This is a genomic window from Streptomyces sp. NPDC003697, assembly GCF_053587115.1.
In genome coordinates, this window is the sequence record NZ_JBSFNN010000021.1 from 22883 (window position 1) to 47376 (window position 24494).

Genomic DNA, 24494 nt, shown 5'->3' on the forward strand with positions numbered 1-24494 from the left:
GCGAAGCCACCGGTGTGAACGAGGCTGTCCTGGTGCTCCGCGGGTCGAGGGGGGCCGGGGGAGGCCCGGCGGCGCCTGCGGGGTGCTCTGGACGCGCACTGCCGGATGGCCGGCTGCGCCGAAAGCGGCTGGGAAGTCCCGGGCAGGGGGGAGGAGTCCACGACGACCGCCGGCGCAGTCCGTGCGCCTTCATGGCCAGGCGGTGCCCCGGCGCCGAAGGCCACCGCCGCCTCGTGTGCGCCCCCGTCGCATCCGGCCGCTCCCGCTCGCGCGGGATGCCCGGGCAGGCTCGGCCATCGGTGAGTGTCGATCAGTTCGGGGCTTCCCGGAGGTCTTGGTGTGCATGGAATCCGTGGAGTTCGGCCTGGGGCCGCTTGCGTTGGGCGCGGGGGTGTTTCTGGCCGATCAGCTGGCCGCGCTGCTCACGGCCCGCCCAGAGGCGGGGGTCGTCGTCTGTGATGTGTCTGCTGTGGAGCAGCCGCGGGCGGTCGACCTTGAGCACCTCTCCCGCTTGCGGTTGACCGCGCAGCGCGCCGGCCGGGCCCTGGTGCTGCGAGGTGTCGGGCCACGGTTGGGGCTGTTGCTGGCGTTGATTGGCCTGGGCGAGGTGTTCGTGGGGGACGTGGACCGGCCGTCAGCTGCTGATGGTGCCAAGGGTCAGCCGCGTGGGTAAGTCTTCGTGGCGGCAGCGCTCAACTGGTGTCTGCTGTCCTGGAACCGGTGGGCCTGGGCTTGGCTGGGCTGGTCTGTCTTCGGGGCTGGGGGGCAGTCCTGCGCGCCGCGGTGGAGGAGCGCAGGGGGAATCTTCGACAGCCGTGGCGGCTGGTGCGTGGGGTCGTGGTCTCACGGGCCCGGGGGGTGTGGGGGCTTGGGCGGCCGGCTCTTGGCGTATCTGTTGTACCGCGGAAGGCCGGGGAGGGCCGCAACGGTGTCGTGCATCTCCCTGTGGGTGGCGACGGCACCGCGGACGGTTGTCACTTCTGGCTCTTTCGCCCTCTTCGTCCATGGTGTTGGTCGGTGTCGGCGATGGCGAGGTGTTCTGCGGGTTGCGGGGAGGGGGCGGCCGTGGTGGGCGGCCCGGTGTCGGAGGCCTCCCCGGCATCCGAGGGGTTCCTGCCGGATCTCGCCGGCCTGGGCCGTTTCCCGGGGCGGTGCACCGCCGCGGATGCGGTGTGCGCGGTCGTGGTGGTGGGGGTGGCTTGTGTGTATGGGGGGCCGTTCGGCGTGCTGGGGGGTTGTGCAGTGGGCTGGTCTTGCCGGGGCGGTGGGAGGCCGGGAGTATCGCCCAGATCGTGGGTGGTGACTGTCTGGTAGATCTGGAACAGATGGCCGAGCAGGTCGCGCACGGTCCAGCCCAGGCAGGCGGGTACGGGAAGGTCCGTGTCCGCCGGGTGTTGCCGTGCATGGCTGGTCATGTTGATGCGGGCGGTGCGGTAGGGGGGTGGGGGGAGGGAGTCGGGTTGATGGGCCTCGGTCATGGGGAGGGGCCTTCTTCGGAGTCGGGAGCAATCGCAAAGGGGAGGGTCCTCGGTTCCGCAGCCGGTGGTGCTCGCCGCGCCGGCTCGCCGTCGCCCTGTCTGTCGGTCTCGGGCCGGTGGATGGTGTCGCCGATCGTGGCCGCCCGAGGCCGGGCCGGCGCGCCGCCCGGCCAGGCGCTCTCGGCCAGGGGCGTGGCGTAGGCGCGGGTGCAGACCGCGCCGTACTCGGCGGGGATGTGCCGGGGCTGCCTCTGGTGCCCGGGTCCGTGCGCCGCGCGAGTGGCGCCAGCAACGGCCCGGAAGGAAGAACGTGAGGGGTGTGCGGCCCGTGACCTCGCGGGCCGTGGGGAGGTGAGCGGGCGTCGTCGGGCAGTGGTGCGGGCCGCAGTGCCGGCCTTGTCGCCTTGCCGAGGTCGTGAGGGGGGCGGGCGCGGGACGCGGCGGTGTCCTGAGCCTCGCCGATCGGAAGGCTGCCGCGCTCCGCAGGGCAGCAGCCTCCATGGCTCGTCGCGCAGGCGTGTGTACTGGTCGTCGTCGACGGAGCGGAGGGCCGAGCGGCAGCGGGCGGGCAGCTGATCACCGCCACGAAAGTCCGCCTCCTGAGGGGCGTCGCGCGGTCGTCTCTGTGGCTGCTGTGGTGGCCGGGCAGGTCGCCCGGGGGGAGTGAGTGGAGTCCTCTGGTGAGGGGCTTTCGGGGCGGGAAGCTGGGGTGCGGGGTTGGGGTTCGGCTCGGTGGCCTGTGTGGTGGTCGTGCGTGTTCTGCTGTGTCTCGTGGTGCTGGTCGGGCGGATCGGCGTAGCAGGGCGTCGGTGTTCTTGAGGGGCCTGGCAGCGGCGGTTGTGTCGGTGGTGTCGTCCGCCGCGGTCTGCGGGGTGTCCGGTTTCTTTCCCCAGGGGTGTGCCTGTCTGTTCTCGTCGGGTCTGGAGGCGTCGTCATGGCTGGGAGGACATCAGTTCCTGGTGGATGTCCTCGAGTCCGCGGGCTTTGGTCTCGGGTCCGACGCGTAGAAAGACCACTGCCGCCAGGAGCAGGGGCACGGCGCCGATGACGGCGGTCGTGCCGATGGAGGGGACGGTCGCGGCTGCGACGGTGAGGGAGAGGATCAGTACGCCGCCGATCTTGGTCATGCCGGCCGCGAGGCCTGTGCCGCGGGAGCGCACGAGTGTGGGGTACACCTCGGCGGCGTAGCCCGCCATCACGGCCACGACGGAGCTGACTCCGGACAGGGGGACCACGAGGAGCAGGGAGAGCAGCAGGTGGTCCTCGGCCAGGGCATCGCCCGCCAGGATGAAGCCGATGAGTGTGAGTCCCGTGATGCCGGACACGGTGACGAGGGTTTTCCGGCTGCCCCAGGCGCCGTACATCCACGCGGCGAGCACGGTCAGGGGCAGGCCGATGAGTGCGCTGTTGCGGACGACGTAGTCCGAGTTCACTTCCGAGTAGCCGAGATGCTGCAGGTTGGTGGGCACCCATAGCTGGAAGCCGAAGGTCATCAGACCGGCGCCGAGGCCGAGGATGGTGATCGCGACGGTGGGCCACAGAAGAGGGCGGCGCAGCAGTGTCAGGTAGCTGCCGCGTTCGACCGCTTCGCGGACCGCGCTCTCCTGCTCGTCGCTCTCCTTCGCGACCGCGCCGTAGCGTGCGAGGACTTCTTCGGCGTCCTCGCGGCGGCCACGGGCCAGGAGGAACCGCGGTGATTCGGGGATCCACCGGTTCAGGGCGATGAAGAGCAGTCCGGTCGGCAGGCCGAGCAGCCAGAGGATCCGCCAGCTGTAGGTCGGGGTGAGCTCAGCGGCGAGCCAGCTCGTGATGACGTACGCGCCCGCGATGTCGCCGCCGATGAGCACCATCAGCCATCCTCGGTGCCGGGCCGGTACGGTCTCGGCGAGCAGGGTGAACGTGATGGGCAGCATGCCGCCGGCGCCGACGCCCATCAGCATGCACATCACCAGATTCCAGAAGAACCCCGGCATTGCGCCGCAGATGGAGGTGGTCACAAAGAGCATGCCGGCGAAGAGCAGGGACGCCCGGCGCCCGATTCGGTCTCCCAGCCACCCCCAGAGCAGGGAGCCGATCACCGTGCCGGTGATGCCGGCCAGTGGCAGCCAGGACACGGGGATGTGCCCGTGCGGGTTCATGGGCGACTTCAGGCCGTACTCCTGTGCGACGCCGGGTGCGACGAAGGACAGGCTGGTCGGCTTCATCACGTCGATCGTCACGGCGATCGCCAGGACGATCAGGAGTGCCACGTGCTGGCCCCTGATCGGCGCGTCGTCGAGGGCGTGGATCCGGATGCGCGCCGAACTGCGCCGGATCTCCTTCGCGTGGCGGGGCACGAGGCCGTACAGCACCGCGAGCAGTCCTGCGCCGATCAGCACCATCCCGACGATCATCGGTGTGTCGGGCCGCATGCCGTTCATGTGATAGCCCATGCTCCGGGCGCTCACATACATGGGCAGGTGCAGCAGGACACCTGCGGTGCAGGCGAGAGTGCCCGTCCAGAAGGCCAGCGGGTGCTCGAAGCCCCGGTGGGCCCTGCTGCGGCCAGGGGCTCCTCGTCCTGTGCCGGACACGAACACGGGCATCCTCCAGTCACGTACCGATGGGCTGGTGGAGCCGAGAACGTCGGCGCCGCTGTCATCGTCTGGCAACGCAGGGGGTGATGGCTTCTCACCGATTGCTCCGTGCGCTTCTTTTCGGGGCCCCGTTCCGGTCTGCGGGAGCTTCCTGCGCGCGCGGGCAGAGTGATCGCCCCTGTCCACCGAACGGCTCGCCCGGACCGCTCGCGGGCGTCGGCCGGCGCCAGCCGCGGCGCCCGCCAGGTCGCGGCCGCACGGGTCAGAGCAGGAGCCCGGGTCCTCGCGGTCGCCCCAACTGGCGGCGCGTTGGGGCCATGGTGTGCCGAACCGGGCGACGCATTCATCCCCGTGGCCGCAGGCGCGCCGCCGCTGCGGCCCCGACATGGGAAAGCCGTGGTCCACCTCGCGCCGACCGGCAGCCTCACCGCGCGCGAGGCGGACGGGGCGATGCCCACCCGGCCAGAGACACATCGGGATGCACCACGTGATGCGCTCACGCTGAACGCCCTCTCGGAAGCCGTCCGCATTTCCGTTCAGCGGTCTTGATCGGCCGAGCGATGAGTTTCTGCGGCCGGCCGGGTCGGTACGGACATGACTGCACTGAACATGCCGCCGGTCGTCTCCCGCACGGAGTGGCTGGCCGCGATCGACACCCTGCGCGCCCGGGAGAAGGCGCACACCCGGGAGGGCGATGCGATCGCCGCCGCGCGGCGACGGCTGCCCATGACCGAAGTGGACCCATCGACTCCGCTCGTCGGAGGCCGCGGAGCCGTCCCCCTGCTCGACGTCTTCGAGGGGCGCACCCAACTGTTCGTCTCGTATCACATGTGGCACGACGGCCGCCCCGCAGCCGACCAGTGTGAGGGCTGTACCTTCTTCACCGGCCAGGTCCGCGAACTGTCCTATCTGCACCAGCGTGACGTCACCTTCGCCGTCTTCTGCCAGGGCCCCTACGAGGAGTCCGACCGCTACCGACGCTTCATGGGCTGGGACATGCCCTGGTACTCCGTACCCGCCGAGTCTCACGAACGGCTCGTCGCCGGGCGCCACTTCGGGATGAAGGCGTGCTACCTGCGCGACGGCGACCGCGTCTACGAGACGTACTGGACCATCGGCCGCGGCGTCGAACCCATGGCGCCCTCCTACGGGATCCTCGACATGACCGTCCACGGACGGCAGGAGACCTGGGAGGACTCCCCGCCAGGCTGGCCGCAGCCGTACGAGATCCTCGGCCAGCAGTTCCGCAAGGACGGACGGCCGACCGCGCAATGGGCTCGGATCGCCGCCGGGCACGACGACGACATCCTCGGCGGACAGCCCGCCACGGGCGGCTCAGGCCGCTGCTGCTCCTGAAAAGCCGCAGCGGAAGGCGAAGCGGCCGCCACAGGCCGCCTCTCGCCGGCAAGGGGACTGGCCACCGCGGCTTGTGACACGCACGGTCGGACGTTGTCAGAACGGCGGCCGCTCCTGCAACGGCACGCGGCCCAGCAGGAGCGGCCCGGGCGGGATCGAGGTTTGCCGGGGCCGTCGGGGCAGCATCGAGGGGCAGGTCGCAGGGAAGCGGCAGCATCGTCCCACCGGCGTCGACCCCGACGTCACCGGGACCTGCCCCGACACGCACCCGGCGACCGTGCGGCTGTGGGAGGACTCCTGGGACGGCTCACGCCCCTGCTGCGTCTTCGACGCCCGGATCCGCCGGGTCGTCCGCACGGCCGACGCGACCGGGCCCGGCACCACCCGCATCCGACGGGCGGTGCCGGGCCCGCGGCCGCTTCCCACTCCAGGCAGCCGCGGTGGGATGCGTCTACCGCGCAGGCCTCTCAGCAGCCCGCGTCGGACTCAACCGCCGCCCCGGTTGCCTCATTGAGCTGACAGTCGCCGGTTCGGCAGGGGGACTGCTGCCCAACCGGCCGGGGCTCGGGGCCGGTGGTGACGCGGACTGCCGCAGCCGCCCGTCTCGTTTCTCGCGGCGTATGAGGACAAGGGGTCCCATGGGGCGTGATGCCGTTGAGAGCGAGGTCCCAGCTGCGCTGGAAGAGCGTGGACGGGTTGATGTTGGCGGTGAGGTGGAGGTGTTGGGTGCCGTTGAGCAGGAGAGTGATGAGGGTGGTGACGTCCTCCGGATGGGTGGTGCTGTTGAGTTGCCCGCTCCTGTGGGCATCGTGGGTGAGGCGGGTGGCCGCCGGGAGCCATAGATATGTCCAGTTGGTGCGGGCGCGTTCGTGAGACAGGCGTACGGCGCAGCGGACAAGTGGGTCGCTTTCGAGTAGCTGGCTGAGTGCGGTGACGAGGTCGGTGAGGCTCTGGAGGGGGGGTGCGGTTTGCGTGTTGATGCGCTGTACGACGGTGCGGGTGGTGCTCCAGCCGTCCTCTTCGACGGCGTCCGCGAGCGCGGCTTTGCTGGAGAAGTGGAATGTGAGTGCGCCCATGGAGATGTCGGCTGTTTTGCAGATCCGCGACAGGGAGGCGCCGTGGAAGCCGTCTGCGTTGAACGCGTGAGCGGCGGCTTTAATCAGGAGTGTGCGAGTGCGCAGCGCCCTCGCCTGCTTGGCCATCTACTCTCCGTATCTGTCCGGCTTTTGCGTAGGGATCAGACTGGTGGGCCCGGAGGGTCGGGGCAAGCCGAAGTTGGCTGAGTAGTACGGCGGAATGCCTATGGCGGACATGTGTGCCGAACGCGTTCGAAGTGGACCGGACAGGACATGGAGGGGGGTGAAAAAAAGAGAGCGCCCGCTATTCTTTTCAGGTGTTCGCCCGTCACCAGGCCGACAGGGGAGTTGCGCTGTGCTTACGTCTCGATCGCTACGGCCGCGGGCCTCGTCCTTCGACTTCGTGGAACAGGTTTTCGGCCATCTGCCGCGTGCTGACCAGCGCCGTTGGGCCCATGCCTACCTGGTGGCACTTCTGCGTACGCCCGGGAAGAAGTCGGTGCGCCGGCTTGCTCGGTCCCTGTCTGATTCGGCCACGGCGGCGCAGTCGTTGCATCAGTTCGTCAATGCCAGCCCCTGGCCGTGGGAGCCGGTGTGCCGGAAGCTGATGCGGTGGGCGGAGCAATGCACGGTTCCTCGTGCGTGGACTGTCGACGTGGCGGTACTGCGTAAGCGGGGGGAGCATTCTTGTGGTGTCCACCGGCGTTTCATCCCGGGCACCGGGCGATCGGTCAACTGTCAGATAGGCATTGGGGCCTTTTTAGCCACCGACCACGATGCGCTGCCGGTGGACTGGCGGCTGTTGCTGCCCAGGATCTGGATCGAGGATCCTCAGCGCCGTTCCCGCACGCGTATTCCGCAGGACGCTGCTACGCGGAGTCTTGAGGGGAGTGCCCTGGACCTCATCCGGGCGATGGGGGACCGGACTCAGCTGGCCGAGGTGCCGGTGGTCGCCGATCTGAGTATGCATTGCGGGAGCAGTACGCTGGCGCGTGGGTTGAGTCTGCAGGGGCGGGATTTTGTCATCGGGGTCCCGGCGAGTCTGCCGGTGGTCGCGAGCCGGCAGCTGCGAGTCCAGCAACAGGAGGGCAGTGGACCGCCGGCGGTCATGGATGCGGGCAAGCTCTTCGATCCTGTCCACAGTGAGCGCGCGGGCCTGGATGTGCACACCTCGCGCGAGGGGCGGGGGAGCTCCCCGCTCATCCAGTCCAGCATCGTGCGTCTTGCGGGACGGGGAACGGATCCTGCTGTCCAGCGCAGCTACCGCCTGCTCGGCATCCGTTCCCACCGGTCGGGTCGGCCGCTCAATCTCTGGCTGACCAGTATGGTGAACCGGCGTCTTGACGAGGTCGTGGAGCTGACGCAGTTGCAGACCCGGTCGGTGCAGACCCTCGAACGGCTCGAACAGGACTACGGACTGCTCGACTTCGAGGGCCGCTCGTATCCGGGCTGGCATCACCACATGGCGCTGATGTCCGCTGCCTACATACACCGCCGGCTCAACCTGCCGGATTCCTGAACGCCCCCGAGGTATCGACCGCGGGCGGGGCCGACGAGGCGGCCCCGCCCTGCCGGCGTGTTCGGCGATCCGTGATCACCCCGACCATGTCCGGCACCGCTTTGCGGCCCGGCAACGCGAACATGACGCGACGTCACGGACTACAGGCGGCAACCGGCGCGATCCCGCTTCATGCCGCGCGCTGACCGAGAAGAACGTGCCGTGCTCCGGTCCTCTCATCAAGCCCCCGCAGAACCCGGAACGCATTCCATCGGCGTCCCGTTCGCCATGCTCGGCGACAGTGCCCCCTGCGAGCCCACGCATCGCTCGACGAAGGACACAAACGCCCCTGCAGGGCAGCCGGCAGTGCTACGCCGCCGTGCGCCGCGCGGCCTCGCCGCCCGGCAACGCGAGCAGCACCGGCGGATCCAGCGGATCCACGGCACGCAGAACGATGTCGACAGGCATCACCCGCATCCCGGCACGCACGGTGACCGGACCATGGCGGCCGACAGCCAGGCTCTCGGGAGCGCTCCCTGCGCGCCCCGCAGGAGCGGACGGGGCCCCGTAGGGAACGGAATGAGCCAGCACATGCCAGGTCCCGGGAGGCACATCGTCGAGCTCGAAAGGACCGGGGCCGTCCATCACGACATACCGCACCGGCAGACCCTGGGGTATGGAGCTGGGGAACAGCCCGACAAAGACCTGCCCCAGAGCCCGGTCCCCGGGCAATACCACGCGGCCGCGGAGCGGCGCCACATGCGGTGAATCCGGGCCCGCCCCGGGGGCGGTGAGCAGTTCCACCACCCTCCCGCCCAACTCCCGGAACTTGCTCGGTGGAACACCTACACAAGCCTTGAAACGTGAGCTAAAGGTACCGATACTGCAATAGCCCACATGGCTGCTCACATCGGCCACGCTCAGATCCGTGCTGACCAGAAGACGCTTGGCCTCCTGCAGCCGCAGAGCGGACAAGAACCGGCGCGGAGAAGTACCTGTGACACTCCGGAACACGCGCGTGAAATGAAACTTGCTGAACATGGCTGTACGCGCCATGTCATCGATCGTCAACTCCTGACCCAGGTTGACATGCATTTCCTCGATTACCCGGAGAATGGCCTTTTCGACGGAGGAGGAAGTCATGGGTTTCCCTTCAGGGGCTCTCGGACCGGGACGAGAGGTGGGGCAGCACGTACTTCTCACTTGTTGCGAGAGGACCGCCTGTCGGACAACTCCTCAGCGAATCGCCGCCACGTGTCCGAACATTTCATCGCGATATCCGTAACGGCCTCGACGTCATGGGCAGGTATGGCATTGATCCGCCTGCGCCATGCCTCGTCGGTGAAGAAATGAGCGTGCAGCCAGCGGATGAATTCACGGCCCGACTCGGAATGCCGCAGGGACGGATCGCCGGCCAGCACACGCAACGTCTCCAGCGCACCCCGCGCCGTGGCCGACCTCGGCCGGCGGGCCGGCGGCTGCCCGCCGGCCTGCGGCACCGGTGCCTGCAGACCCCGATCGCCGGCCCGGCCCGCCGCGGCATCACTCCGCGGCGGCGCCCCCGGTGGGGGAACCGGCTCCTCGCCCCGCAGCAGCCGCTGCCGTACATCATGGGCGGTCCCCAGCGACAGTCCGGTCTCCTGAGCCACGGCTCGCAGCGGCATGCCCGGCCGACTGGTCATCAGTTCCGCAGCACGCCGGCGCTCCGCCGTGCGGTCCAGGGGATGCGCCCTGCCGTCCCGTCCCACACGGACGTTCGGCTGCGGATTCTCCACAGCTGAACGGCGCCGCACGTCGGCCACCGTCTTCGCATCCAGGCCGGTGTACACGGCGATACTCCGGTCGGACATGGCAGGGAACGACACCAGAATCCGCTCCGCCGCCGCCCGCCGATCCGCGATCGACAGCGGCAGACCATGGGCAATGTTGCGGGCGACCGACTGGATGAAGGCCTCGTCCTCCGGACCGTCGAAGAACTGGGCGTCGATGAACTCGACCCCCAGTGACGATGCCGCCCGAAGACGATGCATTCCATCGATCACTCTCATGGTCGGCCGGTGGACCAGGATCGGCGGCAGCGACTCGAATACTTCGGCGAGCCTCTGAGCATGCGCCTCGTCAATTCCATTGAGACGCGGCGTGTCCGCCGGCGCAAGATTGATGATCCGTACAGGCTGCGTGAAATGTGCCGGTAGGTCCATGACTCTTCCGGAAGAGCTGTTCAAGGACGCTCCATACAGAAGTAGCGAATTCGGATCCTGCATGCGGGACATGGCGCTGTGGTGAGATCGGCGACTGCGGTGGGAGGGGAGGACGTGAAACCGCCTAGAAGCCTACAGGGCAACCGGTCGGTAATAAGAGTTCGGTCAGGAGATGCGGAGACTCTGGCTAGTTTCCACCGTAAACTACCTCAACCGCTTGAACGGATAGACCCGTTGCTTGAACCGGCCGGGCCGACCTAGCGTTCTTATCGTTCGCAGAGTTCCGGCACATACGAGGGAGAAAGAAGTTGAATGGCGAAGCAGCCGGGGACGATCTGACCGAATACCGCACACTGACCCTCGAGGCTTACGCAGACACCATCGTTCCGGGCGAAAAGCGCGGACCGGGGGACCGGTCGGTCGCAGGTGCCGCCGCCGGAGGCGGCGCCGTCGCGGCCGGCGCCCTGGAACTGCTGCACTGGGACGCCACCGGCATCTCCGGCGATCTGGACACGCTGGCGGACCTGCTCAACGACCACGCCCGGCGCTACGCCGCACACGCGGGTATCGAACCCGACACCTCCGTGCCCCCCTTCGTGGCCCTGGAGTTCACCGACCGTGTCGCCCTGGTGCAGCAGCTGACCCGTCCCGGCCACCCGGAGAAGGATGTGTGGGTCCTGCTCGCCCTCTTCTCCAACATGGCCTACGACTCCGCCGCACACCGCAACACCGCCGAGGCGCTCGCCGAGGGCCACCCGGGTCTGACGGCCCTGGGAATCCCGCGGCCCGACCCGGACGGACTGTGGCGCTTCAAGGTCCCCGGCTACGGCCGGGAACTCGCTCGCCTCCACCCCGACACCACGCCCTCAGGGAGCCCGGCATGAGCACCAGCACCGAACACACCGACGTCCTGGTGGTCGGAAGCGGCTTCGGCGGGGCGATAACGGCCTACCACCTGGCCGCCGGCGGAGCCAAGGTCACCGTCCTGGAACGCGGCCCCTGGCTCAAGAACACCGACTTCGAGCACGACTACAAGCTCGGCTCCTCCTACACCCGGGCCTTCGACTTCGTGGTCGGCGACGGAATGAGCGTGCTCGGCGGCAACTGCGTGGGCGGCGGCAGCGTCGTGTACTTCGCCGCGATGCCCCGCGCCCCGCGCTTCGTCTTCGAACGCCACGGCAGCATCGGACGGCGCATGTGGCCCGCAGCGCTCAGCCGGGACACCCTCGACCCCTGGTACGACCGGGTGGCCGAGTCCATCTCGATCAGCAAGCAGGAGTGGAGCGACGTCAGCTACGCCGGCGGACTGTGGGCCGCTGCCTGCCACCACGCCGGCCGCACCGCCAACCCGCTGCCCACCGCGGTGGACAGCACCGCCTGCGTCAACTGCAACTGGATGATGGCCGGCTGCCGGTTCGACGCCAAGCAGTCCCTGCTGCTCAACTACCTCCCCGCCGCCCTCGCCCACGGCGCCCGGATCCGGCCCCTGCACGAAGTCCAGCACATCGCCCGGAACCACGACGGCTCCTACCGGGTCCACTACAACGTCATCGACGACGAGGACTATCGCATCCACACAGACGGCGGCACCATCGACGCGAAGATCGTCGTCCTCGCGGCCGGCGCCGGCGCCACCCCCGTCATCCTCCAGCGCAGCGAGCCCGCGCTCGGCCAGATGCCGCACGCCGTCGGACGCTACTTCTCCGGCAACGGCGAACGCCTCAACACCGCCGTCATCGACGAGAAGAAAGCCGCCGAACTCCTCGGCCTGGATCACACCGGCACTCCCGCCTACGCCGCCAACCACATCGGCAAGGGCCCCACCGTCGCCAGCTGGGACCGCCTGGACGGATCACTGCCCGAATACTCCCGCTACTCACTGGAGCAGCTGTACTTCCCGCCCGGCCTGGGCACCATCCTCGCCCAGGCACCCGACGCCACCGGGCCGACCTGGTTCGGCCCCGAGAAGAAGCAGCTCCTCGAACGGTGGACCTCCTGGCTGACGATCTTCACCATGATCGAGGACGACAACGAAGGCGTCTTCGGGCCGCCGCCGGCCACCGGCAACGCCCACCGCATCTCCCAGCAGATGCTCGGCCGGGGAAACCTCCGATACGACCCCACCGCCAACACCCTCGGCGCCTGGGCCCAGTCCGATGCCGAGGTCAAGGAGATCCTGGAGAAGGACGGGCTGGCCAAGGTCATGCCCTGGACGAACGATCTGGTCGGCGCCTACACCGTCCACCCGCTCGCCTCCTGCCGGATGGGAGACGACCCTCGCACCTCCGCCCTGGACGACCGCAACGAACTGCGCGGCCACCCCGGAATCTTCGTCACCGACGGCTCCGCCGTACCCGGCGCCCTGACCGTCAACCCGGCCATGACCATCGCCGCTCTCGCAGAGCGCGCCGTCCCCGGCATCGTGCAAGCGGCACAGCGCAGAGGAGTTCGCGTCAACTACGGCGCCCCGGCCCCCGACGGATCCCGCAGCGCCCGCGACAACGCCATGACCCAGCTTCCCACCCTGCTCGGCGCCGACTCGTAGGCGACCGCGGCAGCCCCCGCACACCGCCACGAGCCTTCAGGCCGCCCCGCACCCGGCCCGGTCGACGACTGCGAAGAGCACTGCGGAACGGACCAGGCCGGCCAACCCCGGCGAGTTTCTTTACGAGACCAGCCACCACGGCAGCAAGGACCAAGGATCACGGGCGACTACTTCGAGCAGGGCCCCACGGCCGGCTTCGAGGAGACCGGCCCAGGACGACCTCAAGCTGTTCACCCTGCAGGTCCGGACGATCGCCGGCCGGGCCGCACCACCTCGCTTCCCGTCATCGCCCGCACACTCCCGCACGCCGGGGCAGGCGCGTCAGCCCGACGCACCGTCCACCCCGGCCCGCCCGGTGGGCCGCATCCGGCACCACGCCTCGAACCGGCCCACAGCACATCCGACGCCGCCAGCCCAACCGAGGAGAACCAAGCCATGGCCACCCTGCAGGACACCCTCAAGGACCTGTCCGCCGACACCGAGGAGATCGCCCGCCTGGTGGCGAGCCTGGACGCTCCCGCCTGGCAGACTCCCACCCCGGCCCCCGGCTGGACCATCGCCGACCAGATCGCCCATCTGACGTTCATCTTCCGGCTGGCGAAGACCGCCGCCGCCGACCCGCAGACCTTCGCCTCCATCGCCGCCGGAGCCGCCCACGACTTCAACGGCGCCGTCAACGCCGCTCTCCAGCAGTTCAACGACATACCCCCGCAGCAAATGCTGGCCGCCTACCGGGCCGAGGGCGAGGCCTGCGTGCACGCCCTGGCCGCCGTCCCCGAGGACCAGATGGTGCCGTGGCTGGTCAACCCGCTTCCACCCGTCGTGCTCGCCTGCGCCGGCATCATGGAGCTCTTCGGCCACGGACAGGACATCGCCGATGCGCTCGGCGCCCGCAGGGAGCCCACCGACCGGCTGCGTCACCTGGCCGAGTTCGCCTTCCTCACCCGCGACTTCGGCTACCAGGCCCGTGGCATGACGGCCCCCTCCGAGCCGTTCCGCTTCGAACTCACCGCCCCCTCCGGGGAGATCTGGCGTATCGGCCCGGACGACGCCACGCAGACAGTGAGCGGCCCCGCCCACGACTTCTGCCTGCTGGTCACCCGCCGCCGGCACCGCGACGACCTGGCGCTGTCCGCCACCGGGCGGGACGCGGACCAGTGGCTCGACATCGCGCAGGCCTACCGCGGTCCCGCGGGGGAGGGCAGAATGCCCGGGCAGTTCGCAGACCACCGCGCATGAGCCGAGCACGTACCGGCCGCCCGACGCGGCAGCGCAGAAGCCCTCCAGGAGCAGATCATGATCCCTGTCGCACTGCACGGCGTCACCGTGATCGGCTGCGGACTGATCGGCACCTCGATCGCCCTGGCCCTGACCCGCGCAGGAGTGCAGGTCTCGCTCACCGATCACGAGGACGACGTCCTGGACCGAGCCTGGCGCATGGGAGCCGGAACACCCCTGGCCCACGACCAACGGCCCGCCGACCTCGTGGTGATCGCAACCCAGGCGTCCGCAGCCGTCGACACCCTCTACGAAGCCCAGGCCCGCGGCCTCGGCCACGCCTACACCGACATCGCCGGCTGCAAGCGGGACATCTGGCAGGAGGCCGAACTGCGCGCCTGCGACCTGTGGGGCTACCTGCCGGGACATCCCCTCGTGGGCCCCGACCTCCGCCACCCGGACGCGGCACGGGCGGACCTGTTCACCGAACGGCCCTGGATCCTGTGCCCCTATCCCCTCGTGGAACCGGCCGCGCTGGCCGCGGCGGACGAGCTCGTCTCCCTCTGCGGCGGGCGCCGCCGCGACATGACACTCACCGAGCACGACCGGTTCAGCGCAGCACAGCGCCGGCCGACCCACTCCGGCCCGCGTCGCCGGCACCGGCCGCCGGCCGGCGCACCGCGACGCGGGCCCTCACATTGAGTCGACCCACCGGCTCACCACGCCCCACGGCCCACCACCCCCACACGACACACCGAGCCTGCGTCCTGCCCGTCGGCCGCTCCACACCCAAGGGCCCCGGTCACCGACCGGGGCCCTTGGCTGCGGACACACGGCACGTGCGGCCCGGGACCCTCAAACCGGGCCGACGGCACCGGCACGGGCAACGCGCGCCCGGGCCCCGGCGGGCCACCACCGTCAGAACCGGTAGGTGACGCCGGTCAGCTCCTGCGACTCCCGCCACAGACGGCGCTGCATCCGCCCGTCCAGCGCCACCCGCCCCGGCCGGACCACCCCCGGGTGCCCCTTGGTCCCGGTCAGCCCGAGCGGGCCGTAGTACTGCCCGCCGCGAACGGCCGGGTCCGTCGCCGCCCGCAGACCGGGCAGCGCCCCCATCCGGGCCGGCTGCAGGAACAGGGGCCCGAACAGCGCACCGAACCTGCGGACCCCGCCCGGGATCTCCCGCCCCAGGCCGGTCGCGGCCAGCCCGGGGTGAGCGGCGACCGCGAGGATGCCGGCACCGGCCTGCTCCAGCCTGCGCTGCAACTCGAGAGTGAACATCAGGTTGGCCAGCTTGGAGCGGCTGTAGGCACCGAATCGGCTGTAGCGGCGGCCGGGCCGGGCCGGTGCGGCGCCGATACGGCCCAGCCGGTGCAGATGACTGCTGACCGTCACCACGCGCGCACCAGGAGCCGCCCGCAACGCATCCAGCAGCAGGCCGGTGAGGGCGAAGTGCCCCAGATGATTCACGCCGAACTGCAGCTCATGACCCTCCTCGGTGAGCGACTCGGGTGTCCACATCACACCGGCGTTGTTGATCAGCAGATCGATCCGCGGCCACTGGTGCCGCAGCTCCTTCGCAGCCGTGCGCACCGAGACCAGACTGGCCAGGTCGAGCGACTGCACGGACAGACCGGCCCCCGGCACCTGCGACCTGATCCGCTCCGCCGCGGCGCGCCCCCGGTCAGCATCCCGCACGGCCAGCACGACATGCGCACCCAGCTGCGCCAGCGCGCGCGCCGCCTCGAAGCCGATACCGGACGTGGCACCGGTCACCACCGCTGTGCGGCCACTCTGGTCCGGCGCATCGGCAACCGTCCAGTACGTCCTGGAACCCATCGGATCTCTCCTTTCCCGCGGCCGCGGCACGCCCGCGCCGCAGCACTTTGACCGCAGCCGTCCCAGGCGGCCCAGGCCCCGCGGGAGATGGCCCTGAGCCACGATCTGCAACGCCGCCGCCGGGTCGGCCGGCACCGCCTCCACCCCATCACGGCCGCCGGTCAACCAGGCTGCGGCAAAAGGACGGTGGGAAGCCGGGCAGAACTCCGTGCCGTTCAGCTCCGCTCCTTATGTCGCGATCAGGTCACGTCCGCCGCGCCCCAGCGGCGACGGCGCGTGCGCCGACGCGTCGGCGGACCGGCTCGACGGCTCACCGGTGTCGGGGCGGACGGGTCGCAAGAGGAGATCCCCGGCAGGCCGTTGCCGAGTTCGACGTGCGTCATCTCGCATTCCCTTCATCGACGCGACAAGGCGGCCTGCGGCGACAGCAGCTCCTGCACGAGAGCGAGAGGCGGTCTCTCGATCAGATAGAAATGGCCCCCGCCGACCGCACGGCTGCCGTAGGCACCGCGGGTCTGCCGTGACCAGGCGGTGGCGTCGTCCCGGCTGACCAGCGGATCGCTGTCCGCCACGATGGATGTGATCGGGCAGTCCAGCGGCGCACCGGGCCGGCAGGTGTACTCCCAGCAGATACGCAAGTCCGCCGCGACGTAGGGGAAGAACAGCTTCAGCAGGACGGGATGGGCCAGCAGCTCCGGATCCGTACCGCCCAGGCTGACCAGAGCCGCCGCCAGCGCCTCCTCGGACAGATCGCCCCGGCCACCGAACGCGTTGCCGGACGCCATCTGGGTCTGCGGGGCATGAGCGCTGGAGACGATGAGATGACTCACCGGGACGCCGCCGCGTTCCAGCAGCCGCGCGGTCTCGAAGGCGACCCAGGCGCCCATGCTGTGCCCGAACAGAGTGACCGGCCGGTCCGCAAGAGCACCGATCGCCCGCGCCGCCCCCGCAGCCAGTTCCCGCACACCGGTGGCATACGGCTCCGCCGCGCGCTCGGCGCGCCCCGGATAGCACACGGCATGCACTTCTGTGCCGGTGAACGCAGCGCCCCAGGACCGGAAGACCGACGCCGATCCTCCCGCGTGCGGAAAGCACACCAGGTGCCGTGCCGCGCCGGGCAGCGGCGACATACAGCTCAGCCAGGTCATTCCTGTTCCCCTCTTCCCCTCACCCGCGCCTGCGACGCATCGCGTCGTGGCTCTTTGAGGCGGCGGACAGCGCATCACGTTCCTGCCCGCCGAAAGTAGAAGGGCTGCTCGCCTCTGCAAAGACCCCACTCCACTCAGGCGACTTGTCCAGGTCGACGCGTCCGGCGGCGCGCTGCCGGCCGGCCCGGAGCATGCATGGGTGAAGACGTCGGCCCCCTGCGAGGCCCCCGCCGTCTCGGATGTGCGGGTGTGCCACAGCGGTGCGAATCGATCCTCATGTGTCATGGCCCGGTGTGGGCGAGCAGAGCCGTATCGGGCAACACCGCCTCCACTGAGGCGACTTGCCGGTATCGGGCCGAGGGCGGCTTCTGGCTGACCGAACGCAGCACGGGCGAAGATGTCTGTCTCCGGTCGGGGTGTCACGGTGGGGGAGCCCGGGCTGCAGGCTGTGGCTGCTGCGACCGGATCCGGAGAGCCCCGGGTACGGACACGTCGCCGGAGTGAACCCGAAAGGGAATCGGAATGGACATGCACATCGCCAGGCAGCCGTCACTTCAGAGAACTCAGGATGCGCCCATGGAGCAAGGCTGCCCGTTCGCCCTCGATCCCACCGGCCGGGACATACATGGCGAAGCCGCCCTACTGCGTTCCCAGGGCTCCGCCGTCCGGGTGGAGCTGCCCGGGGGCGTCCTCGCCTGGTCGCTGAACAGCCATGAAGTGATCAAGAAGGTGCTTGGTGACCCGCGGGTCACCAAGAGCGCCCGCAGTCACTGGCCCGCCTTCAGCAACGGCGAGATACCGCCTGACTGGGAACTGATCAGCTGGGTTGCGATGGACAACATGGTCACGGCCTACGGCAAGAACCACATCCGCCTGCGCAGGTTGGTGGGGAAGGCCTTCAGCCCACGCAGGACCGAGGCCTTCAGGCCCCGCGTGGAGGAGCTGACCGACCAGCTCCTGGACGCGCTGGAAGAGGCCGGCCCGGGCGAGGTGGTGGATCTGCGGGCGCGATTCGCCTATCCGCTGCCGGCCCGGTTGGTGGCGGACCTCATCGGTATGCCGGAGGAGGCCCGTGCCCGGACAGCCAAGGTGATCGACGCGATGGTGGACACCACCGTCACCCCCGATCAGGCCCAGGCGATCCTGACGGGCTGGCGCGGAGCGATGGCCGAACTGATCGCGGACAAGCGCAAGGAACCGGCCGAAGACATCACCAGCGACCTGGTCACTGCCCGGGACGAAGACGGCTCCAGGCTCTCCGAGGAAGAACTGACCGACACGATCTTCGCGATTCTCGGTGCCGGCTCCGAGACCACGATCAACTTCTTCGACAATGCCATCACCGCGCTGCTCAGCGATCCGCAGCAGCTGGAACTGGTCCGCTCGGGCGAGGCGACCTGGGACGATGTGATCGATGAGACCCTGCGGGTGGAGTCACCGCTGGCGCATCTGCCGCTGCGGTATGCCGCACAGGACATCGAGCTCGAAGGGGTGACCATTCCCAAGGGAGACCCGATCCTGGTCAACTACAGTGCGGTGGGCCGGGACCCGGAGCTGCACAGCCAGGTGCCCGACGTGTTCGACGTCCGCCGTGCCAGCAAGGAACACCTCTCCTTCGGCTACGGCCCGCACTACTGCCTGGGCGCCGGCATCGCACGTCTGGTGGCGAAGACCGGCCTGTCCCGGCTGTTTGACCGGTTCCCCGGCCTTGCGCTGGCGGTGCCGCGCGATGAGCTGCAGCCGCTGCCGACGTTCATCATGAACGGCCACCGCAGTCTCCCGGTGCGGCTCACCACGCCCGCGCAGAGTGAGCCTGCGGCGGTGGGACACAAATAGGTCCGTGCCAGGCGGACACAGCAGAGCCCTGGGGGTGGGTGCTCCGGCACCCACCCCCAGGGCTCTGCCCGTACCGGCCTCTACGCGCTGAGGGCGGCCTGTTTCGCTCCGCGCAGCACCCGGTACACCATGCGAGGACTCATGAGGGCCTGAGGCGGTTCGACAAAACCCGCCACCTTCATGAAAGTGCTGGTGACGCTGCTGTCCTGCGTCGCGGCGGCCTGCAGCTTCGCCATATACACGCCACCCACTCGCACCTTGGCCGTTCTGCGCCCTTCGACCTCCGGGTAGCCGAGGTCGCCGCCGGCGGAGAAGTCCCACGCCACGTCAATGACGCCGGCGATGTCCCGGAGGAACCGCAAGGGGACGGGCGTGCCCCGGCGCAGATGGTCGCGCAGGACCAGGGCCTCCAGCGTGGCGACGGTCATTCCCTGCCCGTAGACGGGGTTGAAGCTGCACACCGCGTCACCCAGCACCAGCAGCCGGTCCGGGAAGCGCTCCATGCGTTCGTAACGCCGCCTGACACTCGCGGGATAGCGGAACGTCACGCCCTCACCCACCGGTTCGGCGTCCGCGATGACCTCGTGCACATCCGGGACGGGCAGGGTTCGGGTCCAGGTAAGGAAGCCCTCGAGGTCGGTCGGCGCACGGTCGCCCAGGACCCCGGTGAGGGAGAGCACACACAGGCCGTCCTCGATCCGGGAGAAGAAGGCCCCGCGTGGATGGGACGGTGAGGAGACCGGGTTGATCGAGAGGTCCCCGCGCAGAATCGACTCGTCCGGCAGCCGGAAGCGCCGGGTGGTGTAGCTGAGGTCGATGTGGATGCGGTCCTCCGCCGGCCGCCCGTACCCGAACTCCTCCAGCCACACCGGGGTGCGCGAGCCGCGGCCCGTGGCGTCGACCACGAGGTCCGCCTCCAGCGTGTACGGCTCACCGCCTTCACCCTGCTGCACCCGCACCCCGGTGACCCGGCTGTGCGCCGCGTCGGTGACCAGCGCGGCGATGTCGTGCCGCTCCAGTATCTTGACCCCGGCCAGCTCCTGGACCCGCGCGCGGACACGACTCTCCAGCAGCGGCCGGGAGCCCGATATGCAGATCAGTCCGGTGGTGGCCGGGCGGAGCCGGCGCCCGTTGAAGTACCACCTCAGTTCGCCCAGGTCACCGGTGGGTATCCCGGCGTCGATCGCGTCCTGGGTGAATCCCGGGAACAGCTCCTCCAGGATCTGCTGGCCCCGGGCCAGCAGGCCGTGCACGTGCCGCCCCTGCGGGACTCCACGGCGCGGACCGCCGGCGCCCAGCCCGTCACGTTCCACGATCAGGACTTCCTGGTACGCCTCGGCCAGGACCCGCGCAGCGAGCAGCCCGGCCATGCTCGCCCCGAGTACTACCGCACGGTTGCCCACCTGAACGGCCATACTGCTTCCCTCCTCGAGGACGCGCCCGGTCAGGCAGCGTCGCGCGGGCTGTTCTGGTAGGCGGCGAGTGACCACGCGCCCTCGTGCTTGACGGCCACCCAGGAGGCGTTGACCGCCCGCTCGGCGCTGACCTCGCTCTCGCCCGGGGCGAGGACGCCGCCCTCGGTGACGAGGACAGCGACCCCCTCGCTCAGGAAGCGGATGCTGACAGGCGTACCGGTGACGCGGGTTCCCCGGTAGGGGCCCTCGAACGCGGCGGCCAGGAAGGACCGGATGGCGTCACGGCCCTTCTCGAAGACACCGGGCAGGATCAGCGTCCCGTCCGGGGTGAACACCGAGGCGAAGGCCTCGGCGTCGTGAGCCGCCCAGGCAGCGACGACGTGCTGGGGCAGCTCGGCGACAGCAGCCTTGTCCTCGTCGCTGGGGACGACGGCTGACGGGGAGGAGGTCGAAGCAGTCATGAGGATGCGTACTCCTTGGGATGACGGGCCGGCCGAGGACGACGCTCCGGCCGGCCCGGGGGTGAAAGGCCGCGGACTGGTCAGAGGTAGAGGGTGTCGGGCTCCTGACCGCACAGGACCCGGCCGTAGAGCTCGCTGTTGGTGTCCGGGTTCATCAGCGCATGAAGGTTGACGGCCTGGATGTCCCGTGCAATGCGCTGCATGGGAGCATCGCTGTAGACCGACGAGCCGCCGCTGGCACCTGCGAGGACGGCGACCGCCTCCTTGGCCAGCCGGCAGACCGCGCCCATGTCGGCGCGCGCCCGGGCACGCTCCTCCAGCGTCCACTCCGAGCCCGTTTCGCACTTGCCGTCCACCAGCGAGGCCAGACGGTGGGCGTGGAACTCCGCCTGGTCCGTCTTGAGGACGGCTTCGGCGACCTGATGGTGCGTCAAAGGCGCCTCGGCCTGCCGGCCGTAGCCGGTGTAGGTGATACCGCGGTGCGGCATCCGCTCGAAGAAGGCGTCCCTGGCCGCACGTGCCAGCCCAAGCGCAGTGCCGACCGAGGAGGCCGAGGCGACGGGCAGAAGAGGGGCGCGGTAGATCGGGGTGTCCGCGTTCAGCGGGGACGCGTGCTGCCCCTGCAGCACGGCTCCCAGCGGCATCACCCGTTCCTGCGGAACGAACAGGTCGTGGGCGACCGTACTGACGCTGCCGGTGCCGCGCAGGCCGAAGGTGTGCCAGTCGTCGACGATCTGCAGGTCCGAGACCGGAACCAGCGCCATGATCGGCTGCGGCGGCCCGTCGGCCTCCTGGACGACGGCCACGATCTCCTGCCACTGGCTGTGCAGGGCACCGCTGACAAAGCTCCACTTGCCGTTGACCACCACACCGCCGTCAGCCGGGACGGCCAGTGCCGACGGGCTGAGCGTGCCGCAGATGCGGACATCGGGGGTGGAGAACACCTCCTCCTGCACGTGCTCGGGGAACAGGCACGTCATCCAGGTGGGAATCCAGTACACCGAGGCCGTCCACGCCGCCGCCCCGTCCGCCCGGCCCAGCTCGGCCGCGACATCCACCAGGGTGCGAGCGTCGGCCTCGTACCCGCCGTAGCGCGCAGGCACCCGCATCCTGAAGATGCCCGCATCCGCCAGAGCCTCGATCGTCTCCTCATGCAGCCGCCGGTCCTGTTCCGACTGCTCCGCGTGTTTCTTCAGCACCGGCGCCAGATCCTTCGCACGCTGCACCAGCTGCGCGCGGGTCGGGGCCTCGGCAACTCGCATCATGTCCTCCCGGGACGTCACGCCTGAGATAAGGGCTCGCCTCTTCGCCGTCTTCCTGGCTGCCCGACCGTCACATCGACGGCCGCATCCAGGCACCTTCTGGATTGCCGAACTGGAGGCCCCAGAGCCCGCACAGGGGCACTGCGCTGCGCCCGGGGCCCTGCACAGCGGAGCAACCGAGCAACCGACGAAAAACCCCCCACAACCGTGGGGGCCTGGTGCCGCAGCGCCTGAGCACGTCGGCGGTGGTCGAAGCGCAGCCGTGTGGAAGGGCGCCTTCCCGCGGCCTGGGACTGCCCGCAGGCCGGCACCGAACGCAGCAACCTGGAGGATGCTCCGCCCCGGTGCGCCTGACAGGGTCGGGCATCCGAACCGTCAGCCTCCACCGATCATGCGGGAGTCGAAGTCACATGTCTGAAAGGCGCGCGTTCGCCCCTGCGCACACGGTGGCGGGGCTCCTCGGACGCCATCTGTGGGCAACGGCACTCAGTGTGGTGGCAGCGCTGGCGCTCGTCCTGCTCATCCCTGTTCCCGGGTTCCCGGCCCCGTCCAGCAGCGCCTCCCCCCAGGAGCCGGCTGCTCTCGACTCGTCGTTCACCCACGGAACCGTTCCGGTGGAGGGCGGCACCATCCACTATGTCCGCGGAGGGGACGGCCCGCCCCTCGTTCTTCTGCACGGCTGGGCGGAGACCTGGTGGGAGTGGCGCAAGGTCATGCTCGCACTGGCTGAGGACCGCACCGTGATCGCCGTGGACCTTCCCGGCCTGGGTGACTCCAGTCACCCCTCCGGCGGCTACGACAAGAAGACCACGGCGGCCCGGGTGCGCGAGGCTGTGCACAAGCTGGGATTCGACAAGGTCGAACTCCTCAGCCATGACATCGGCGCTCAGGTCGCATATCGCTATGCACGCGATTTCCCCGGCGAGGTGACCCGCCTCGCCGTGACGGAGACCATGCTCGCTGGTTACGGCGTCGAGGAGTCCTACTCGAAGACCTGGCACTACCGGTTCCTCGCATCGCCGGCCCCCTTCCCCGAGAAGATCGTGGACAACGCCGACGTGAAACCGTTCTTCAACTACTTCTACGACGGTATCGCCTATCACCCCGAAGCCATCGGACGGGAAGAGTACTTCCGGAAGAACGCGGACCCGGCCGACCGCTCGTCCGGCTACGACTACTACCGGGCGATCCCCCAGGACGCGGAGGACAACCGGAGCAACATCAGCGCGGAGCGGCTGCCCATGCCCGTCATGGCGATAGGCGGAGAATACCTTTTCGGAGAACGAGTGGGACAGGAGTTCGCCCGGGTCGCGGACGACGTCCGGACCGTTGTGGCGCCGGACGCCGGACACTACGTACCGGAAGAGAACCCGAAGTTCGTGGTCGACTGCGCGCGCCTGTTCTTCAAAATCACCGGACACAAGCCGAGCACGACGAGCTCCCAGCTGGAACACTGCGCCCCGTAGAGGGTGCTCCGGTCTCCGGCCCGGAAAGACATCGGGGCCGGAGACAGGTGCTCTACCGGTCATGCGCTCAAAACACACCGGATCCCCTTTTCCGTGATTCACCGCGGGGGACCGGCCCGCTGCCGGCGACCGCACCGGATAAAAATCAGGAACAGATCCTCCCGGACATAGTCGGAAACCTTCCAGTTTGCTGCAGGACCGGGAAGTGCTTGCCGCATGGCGAGACGGTCAGAGAAATCAGGCCACGACAGTCGGCCCTGTCGCCGGGAACTTCCGCCGCTTTCCGGAGGTTGTCTCCCTTCCGGCCGGTCCGCGGCATTCTTTCGTCAGGGGCGACCGGTGTCGCCGTACGGACAGTGCAGAGCAGAGAGGTCACCCGTGTCTCAGACCCTGAACACATCCGAACCCGCGGGCCCGGAGTCTCCCGACATCGAATCAGCTCAGCCGAACGGTCGCCGACGCCACATCTGGACGCTGGTTTTCTCCCTGATAGCACTGTGGTTCATCAACCACTCCCTGCCCGTCTATCTCAGCCTGGACCCCGACCAGGCGCGGATCCCCCACCTGCGGCGGGACATCCCCTGGCACTATCCGCTGCTGGTGGCGCATGTCTTCTCCGGAACCGTGGCCCTGGTGACCGTATGCCTGCAGGTGTGGCCCTGGCTGCGCCGGAATCATCCGGCCGTCCACCGGTGGTCCGGCCGAATCTACGTGTTCGCCGGGGCGATCCCCTCCGGACTGCTGGCCCTGGCCATCATGCCGTTCTCGGCCGGCCCGGCCGGCAACACGGTGGCCGCGGTCGCCTGGCTGGCCACGACCGTCGTGGGCCTGCGAGCGGCCCGTCAGCGCCGATACCGTGAGCACCGGCGCTGGATGGCATACAGCTTCGCGCTGACCCTGCAGATCATATGGGGCCGGGTCCTGCTCATCTACGTGCTGCCGCTGTTCGAGTACAACTTCGCCGACCCCGCCAAGCTCAACCTCGCCCTGGAAACAGCAACCTGGATCGGATTCGTGATCAACTTGCTGCTGGCCCAGTGGTGGCTGGAGCGGACGGCCCGGGATGCGACGCGGCGGTAAGAGGAAGTACAGGCAGCGCTCCTTTCACAGAACGGACCC

Annotated in this window: 19 protein-coding genes; 10 read left to right on the forward strand and 9 right to left on the reverse strand. The window is 69.4% G+C overall.

What is annotated here, in order from left to right:
* Positions 1-343: 343 nt before the first annotated feature.
* Positions 344-673 (forward strand): hypothetical protein, encoded by a 330-nt coding sequence (locus tag ACWDNY_RS11570; RefSeq protein WP_451645538.1) that lies wholly within the window; start codon positions 344-346, stop codon positions 671-673.
* Between the two features lie 1737 nt (positions 674-2410).
* On the opposite strand, the gene ACWDNY_RS11575 is transcribed toward ACWDNY_RS11570, so the two are convergent.
* Positions 2411-4051 (reverse strand): MFS transporter, encoded by a 1641-nt coding sequence (locus ACWDNY_RS11575; RefSeq protein WP_451645539.1) that lies wholly within the window; start codon positions 4049-4051, stop codon positions 2411-2413.
* Positions 4052-4648: 597 nt separating this feature from the next.
* On the opposite strand from ACWDNY_RS11575, the gene ACWDNY_RS11580 reads away from it, so the two are divergent.
* Positions 4649-5410, forward strand: a complete 762-nt coding sequence (locus ACWDNY_RS11580) for a DUF899 family protein (protein WP_451645540.1) — start codon at positions 4649-4651, stop codon at positions 5408-5410.
* Positions 5411-5877: 467 nt separating this feature from the next.
* Here the strand turns inward: ACWDNY_RS11580 and ACWDNY_RS11585 are convergent, their stop codons facing one another.
* Positions 5878-6612 carry a TetR family transcriptional regulator gene (locus ACWDNY_RS11585; RefSeq protein ID WP_451645541.1) on the reverse strand — a complete coding sequence of 245 codons (735 nt, stop codon included), beginning with the start codon at positions 6610-6612 and terminating at the stop codon, positions 5878-5880.
* 229 nt (positions 6613-6841) lie between these two features.
* Here ACWDNY_RS11585 and ACWDNY_RS11590 point away from each other — a divergent pair, with 229 nt between their 5' ends.
* Positions 6842-8005: an IS701 family transposase gene (locus ACWDNY_RS11590; RefSeq protein ID WP_451645542.1), complete on the forward strand. Its 1164-nt coding sequence runs from the start codon at positions 6842-6844 to the stop codon at positions 8003-8005.
* Between the two features lie 348 nt (positions 8006-8353).
* On the opposite strand, the gene ACWDNY_RS11595 is transcribed toward ACWDNY_RS11590, so the two are convergent.
* Both ACWDNY_RS11595 and ACWDNY_RS11600 read right to left on the reverse strand, forming a co-directional pair.
* Positions 8354-9127 carry a helix-turn-helix transcriptional regulator gene (locus tag ACWDNY_RS11595; protein WP_451645543.1) on the reverse strand — a complete coding sequence of 258 codons (774 nt, stop codon included), beginning with the start codon at positions 9125-9127 and terminating at the stop codon, positions 8354-8356.
* Positions 9128-9183: 56 nt separating this feature from the next.
* Complete coding sequence (locus tag ACWDNY_RS11600) at positions 9184-10209, reverse strand: ParB/RepB/Spo0J family partition protein (protein ID WP_451645544.1); 1026 nt, start codon at positions 10207-10209, stop codon at positions 9184-9186.
* 284 nt (positions 10210-10493) lie between these two features.
* Between ACWDNY_RS11600 and ACWDNY_RS11605 the strand changes: the two genes are divergently transcribed.
* The 4 genes from ACWDNY_RS11605 (at position 10494) to ACWDNY_RS11620 (ending at position 14650) form a co-directional block, all read left to right on the forward strand.
* Positions 10494-11069, forward strand: coding sequence for a DUF5987 family protein (locus ACWDNY_RS11605; protein ID WP_451645545.1), 576 nt, complete (start codon positions 10494-10496; stop codon positions 11067-11069).
* On the forward strand, positions 11066-12730 hold the full coding sequence (locus tag ACWDNY_RS11610) for an FAD-dependent oxidoreductase (protein WP_451645546.1): 1665 nt from the start codon (positions 11066-11068) through the stop codon (positions 12728-12730). The genes ACWDNY_RS11605 and ACWDNY_RS11610 overlap by 4 nt, the downstream gene beginning before the upstream one ends.
* Before the next feature lie 435 nt (positions 12731-13165).
* Positions 13166-13969, forward strand: a complete 804-nt coding sequence (locus ACWDNY_RS11615) for a TIGR03084 family metal-binding protein (RefSeq protein WP_451645547.1) — start codon at positions 13166-13168, stop codon at positions 13967-13969.
* Between the two features lie 57 nt (positions 13970-14026).
* Complete coding sequence (locus ACWDNY_RS11620) at positions 14027-14650, forward strand: prephenate dehydrogenase/arogenate dehydrogenase family protein (protein WP_451645548.1); 624 nt, start codon at positions 14027-14029, stop codon at positions 14648-14650.
* Positions 14651-14866: 216 nt separating this feature from the next.
* Here the strand turns inward: ACWDNY_RS11620 and ACWDNY_RS11625 are convergent, their stop codons facing one another.
* Positions 14867-15787 carry an oxidoreductase gene (locus ACWDNY_RS11625; RefSeq protein ID WP_451645549.1) on the reverse strand — a complete coding sequence of 307 codons (921 nt, stop codon included), beginning with the start codon at positions 15785-15787 and terminating at the stop codon, positions 14867-14869.
* 395 nt (positions 15788-16182) lie between these two features.
* The gene (locus ACWDNY_RS11630; RefSeq protein ID WP_451645550.1) at positions 16183-16935 is read right to left on the reverse strand and encodes a thioesterase II family protein; all 753 of its coding nucleotides are present in this window, start codon (positions 16933-16935) and stop codon (positions 16183-16185) included.
* A 576-nt stretch (positions 16936-17511) separates the two neighbouring features.
* On the opposite strand from ACWDNY_RS11630, the gene ACWDNY_RS11635 reads away from it, so the two are divergent.
* Positions 17512-18771 (forward strand): cytochrome P450 family protein, encoded by a 1260-nt coding sequence (locus ACWDNY_RS11635; protein ID WP_451645586.1) that lies wholly within the window; start codon positions 17512-17514, stop codon positions 18769-18771.
* Positions 18772-18851: 80 nt separating this feature from the next.
* Here ACWDNY_RS11635 and ACWDNY_RS11640 read toward each other — a convergent pair whose 3' ends face one another.
* The 3 genes from ACWDNY_RS11640 to ACWDNY_RS11650 form a co-directional block, all read right to left on the reverse strand.
* On the reverse strand, positions 18852-20186 hold the full coding sequence (locus ACWDNY_RS11640; RefSeq protein WP_451645551.1) for an FAD-dependent oxidoreductase: 1335 nt from the start codon (positions 20184-20186) through the stop codon (positions 18852-18854).
* A 29-nt stretch (positions 20187-20215) separates the two neighbouring features.
* Complete coding sequence (locus ACWDNY_RS11645) at positions 20216-20647, reverse strand: SgcJ/EcaC family oxidoreductase (RefSeq protein WP_451645552.1); 432 nt, start codon at positions 20645-20647, stop codon at positions 20216-20218.
* Positions 20648-20727: 80 nt separating this feature from the next.
* A complete protein-coding gene (locus tag ACWDNY_RS11650) occupies positions 20728-21909 on the reverse strand; it encodes an acyl-CoA dehydrogenase family protein (protein WP_451645587.1) in 1182 nt (393 codons plus the stop codon).
* Between the two features lie 410 nt (positions 21910-22319).
* Here ACWDNY_RS11650 and ACWDNY_RS11655 point away from each other — a divergent pair, with 410 nt between their 5' ends.
* Positions 22320-23375, forward strand: a complete 1056-nt coding sequence (locus ACWDNY_RS11655; RefSeq protein WP_451645553.1) for an alpha/beta fold hydrolase — start codon at positions 22320-22322, stop codon at positions 23373-23375.
* 378 nt (positions 23376-23753) lie between these two features.
* The gene (locus ACWDNY_RS11660; RefSeq protein WP_451645554.1) at positions 23754-24455 is read left to right on the forward strand and encodes a DUF2306 domain-containing protein; all 702 of its coding nucleotides are present in this window, start codon (positions 23754-23756) and stop codon (positions 24453-24455) included.
* Positions 24456-24494: the final 39 nt, after the last annotated feature.

Excerpts from the sequence above, each read along its gene's own strand:
- ACWDNY_RS11570 (WP_451645538.1), top strand. The coding sequence starts at position 344 with ATGGAATCCGTGGAGTTCGGCCTGGGGCCGCTTGCGTTGGGCGCGGGG.
- ACWDNY_RS11580 (WP_451645540.1), top strand. The coding sequence starts at position 4,649 with ATGACTGCACTGAACATGCCGCCGGTCGTCTCCCGCACGGAGTGGCTG.
- ACWDNY_RS11585 (WP_451645541.1), bottom strand. The coding sequence starts at position 6,612 with ATGGCCAAGCAGGCGAGGGCGCTGCGCACTCGCACACTCCTGATTAAA.
- ACWDNY_RS11595 (WP_451645543.1), bottom strand. The coding sequence starts at position 9,127 with ATGACTTCCTCCTCCGTCGAAAAGGCCATTCTCCGGGTAATCGAGGAA.
- ACWDNY_RS11610 (WP_451645546.1), top strand. The coding sequence starts at position 11,066 with ATGAGCACCAGCACCGAACACACCGACGTCCTGGTGGTCGGAAGCGGC.
- ACWDNY_RS11615 (WP_451645547.1), top strand. The coding sequence starts at position 13,166 with ATGGCCACCCTGCAGGACACCCTCAAGGACCTGTCCGCCGACACCGAG.
- ACWDNY_RS11620 (WP_451645548.1), top strand. The coding sequence starts at position 14,027 with ATGATCCCTGTCGCACTGCACGGCGTCACCGTGATCGGCTGCGGACTG.
- ACWDNY_RS11625 (WP_451645549.1), bottom strand. The coding sequence starts at position 15,787 with ATGGGTTCCAGGACGTACTGGACGGTTGCCGATGCGCCGGACCAGAGT.
- ACWDNY_RS11630 (WP_451645550.1), bottom strand. The coding sequence starts at position 16,935 with ATGACCTGGCTGAGCTGTATGTCGCCGCTGCCCGGCGCGGCACGGCAC.
- ACWDNY_RS11635 (WP_451645586.1), top strand. The coding sequence starts at position 17,512 with ATGGAGCAAGGCTGCCCGTTCGCCCTCGATCCCACCGGCCGGGACATA.
- ACWDNY_RS11640 (WP_451645551.1), bottom strand. The coding sequence starts at position 20,186 with ATGGCCGTTCAGGTGGGCAACCGTGCGGTAGTACTCGGGGCGAGCATG.
- ACWDNY_RS11645 (WP_451645552.1), bottom strand. The coding sequence starts at position 20,647 with ATGACTGCTTCGACCTCCTCCCCGTCAGCCGTCGTCCCCAGCGACGAG.
- ACWDNY_RS11650 (WP_451645587.1), bottom strand. The coding sequence starts at position 21,909 with ATGCGAGTTGCCGAGGCCCCGACCCGCGCGCAGCTGGTGCAGCGTGCG.
- ACWDNY_RS11655 (WP_451645553.1), top strand. The coding sequence starts at position 22,320 with ATGTCTGAAAGGCGCGCGTTCGCCCCTGCGCACACGGTGGCGGGGCTC.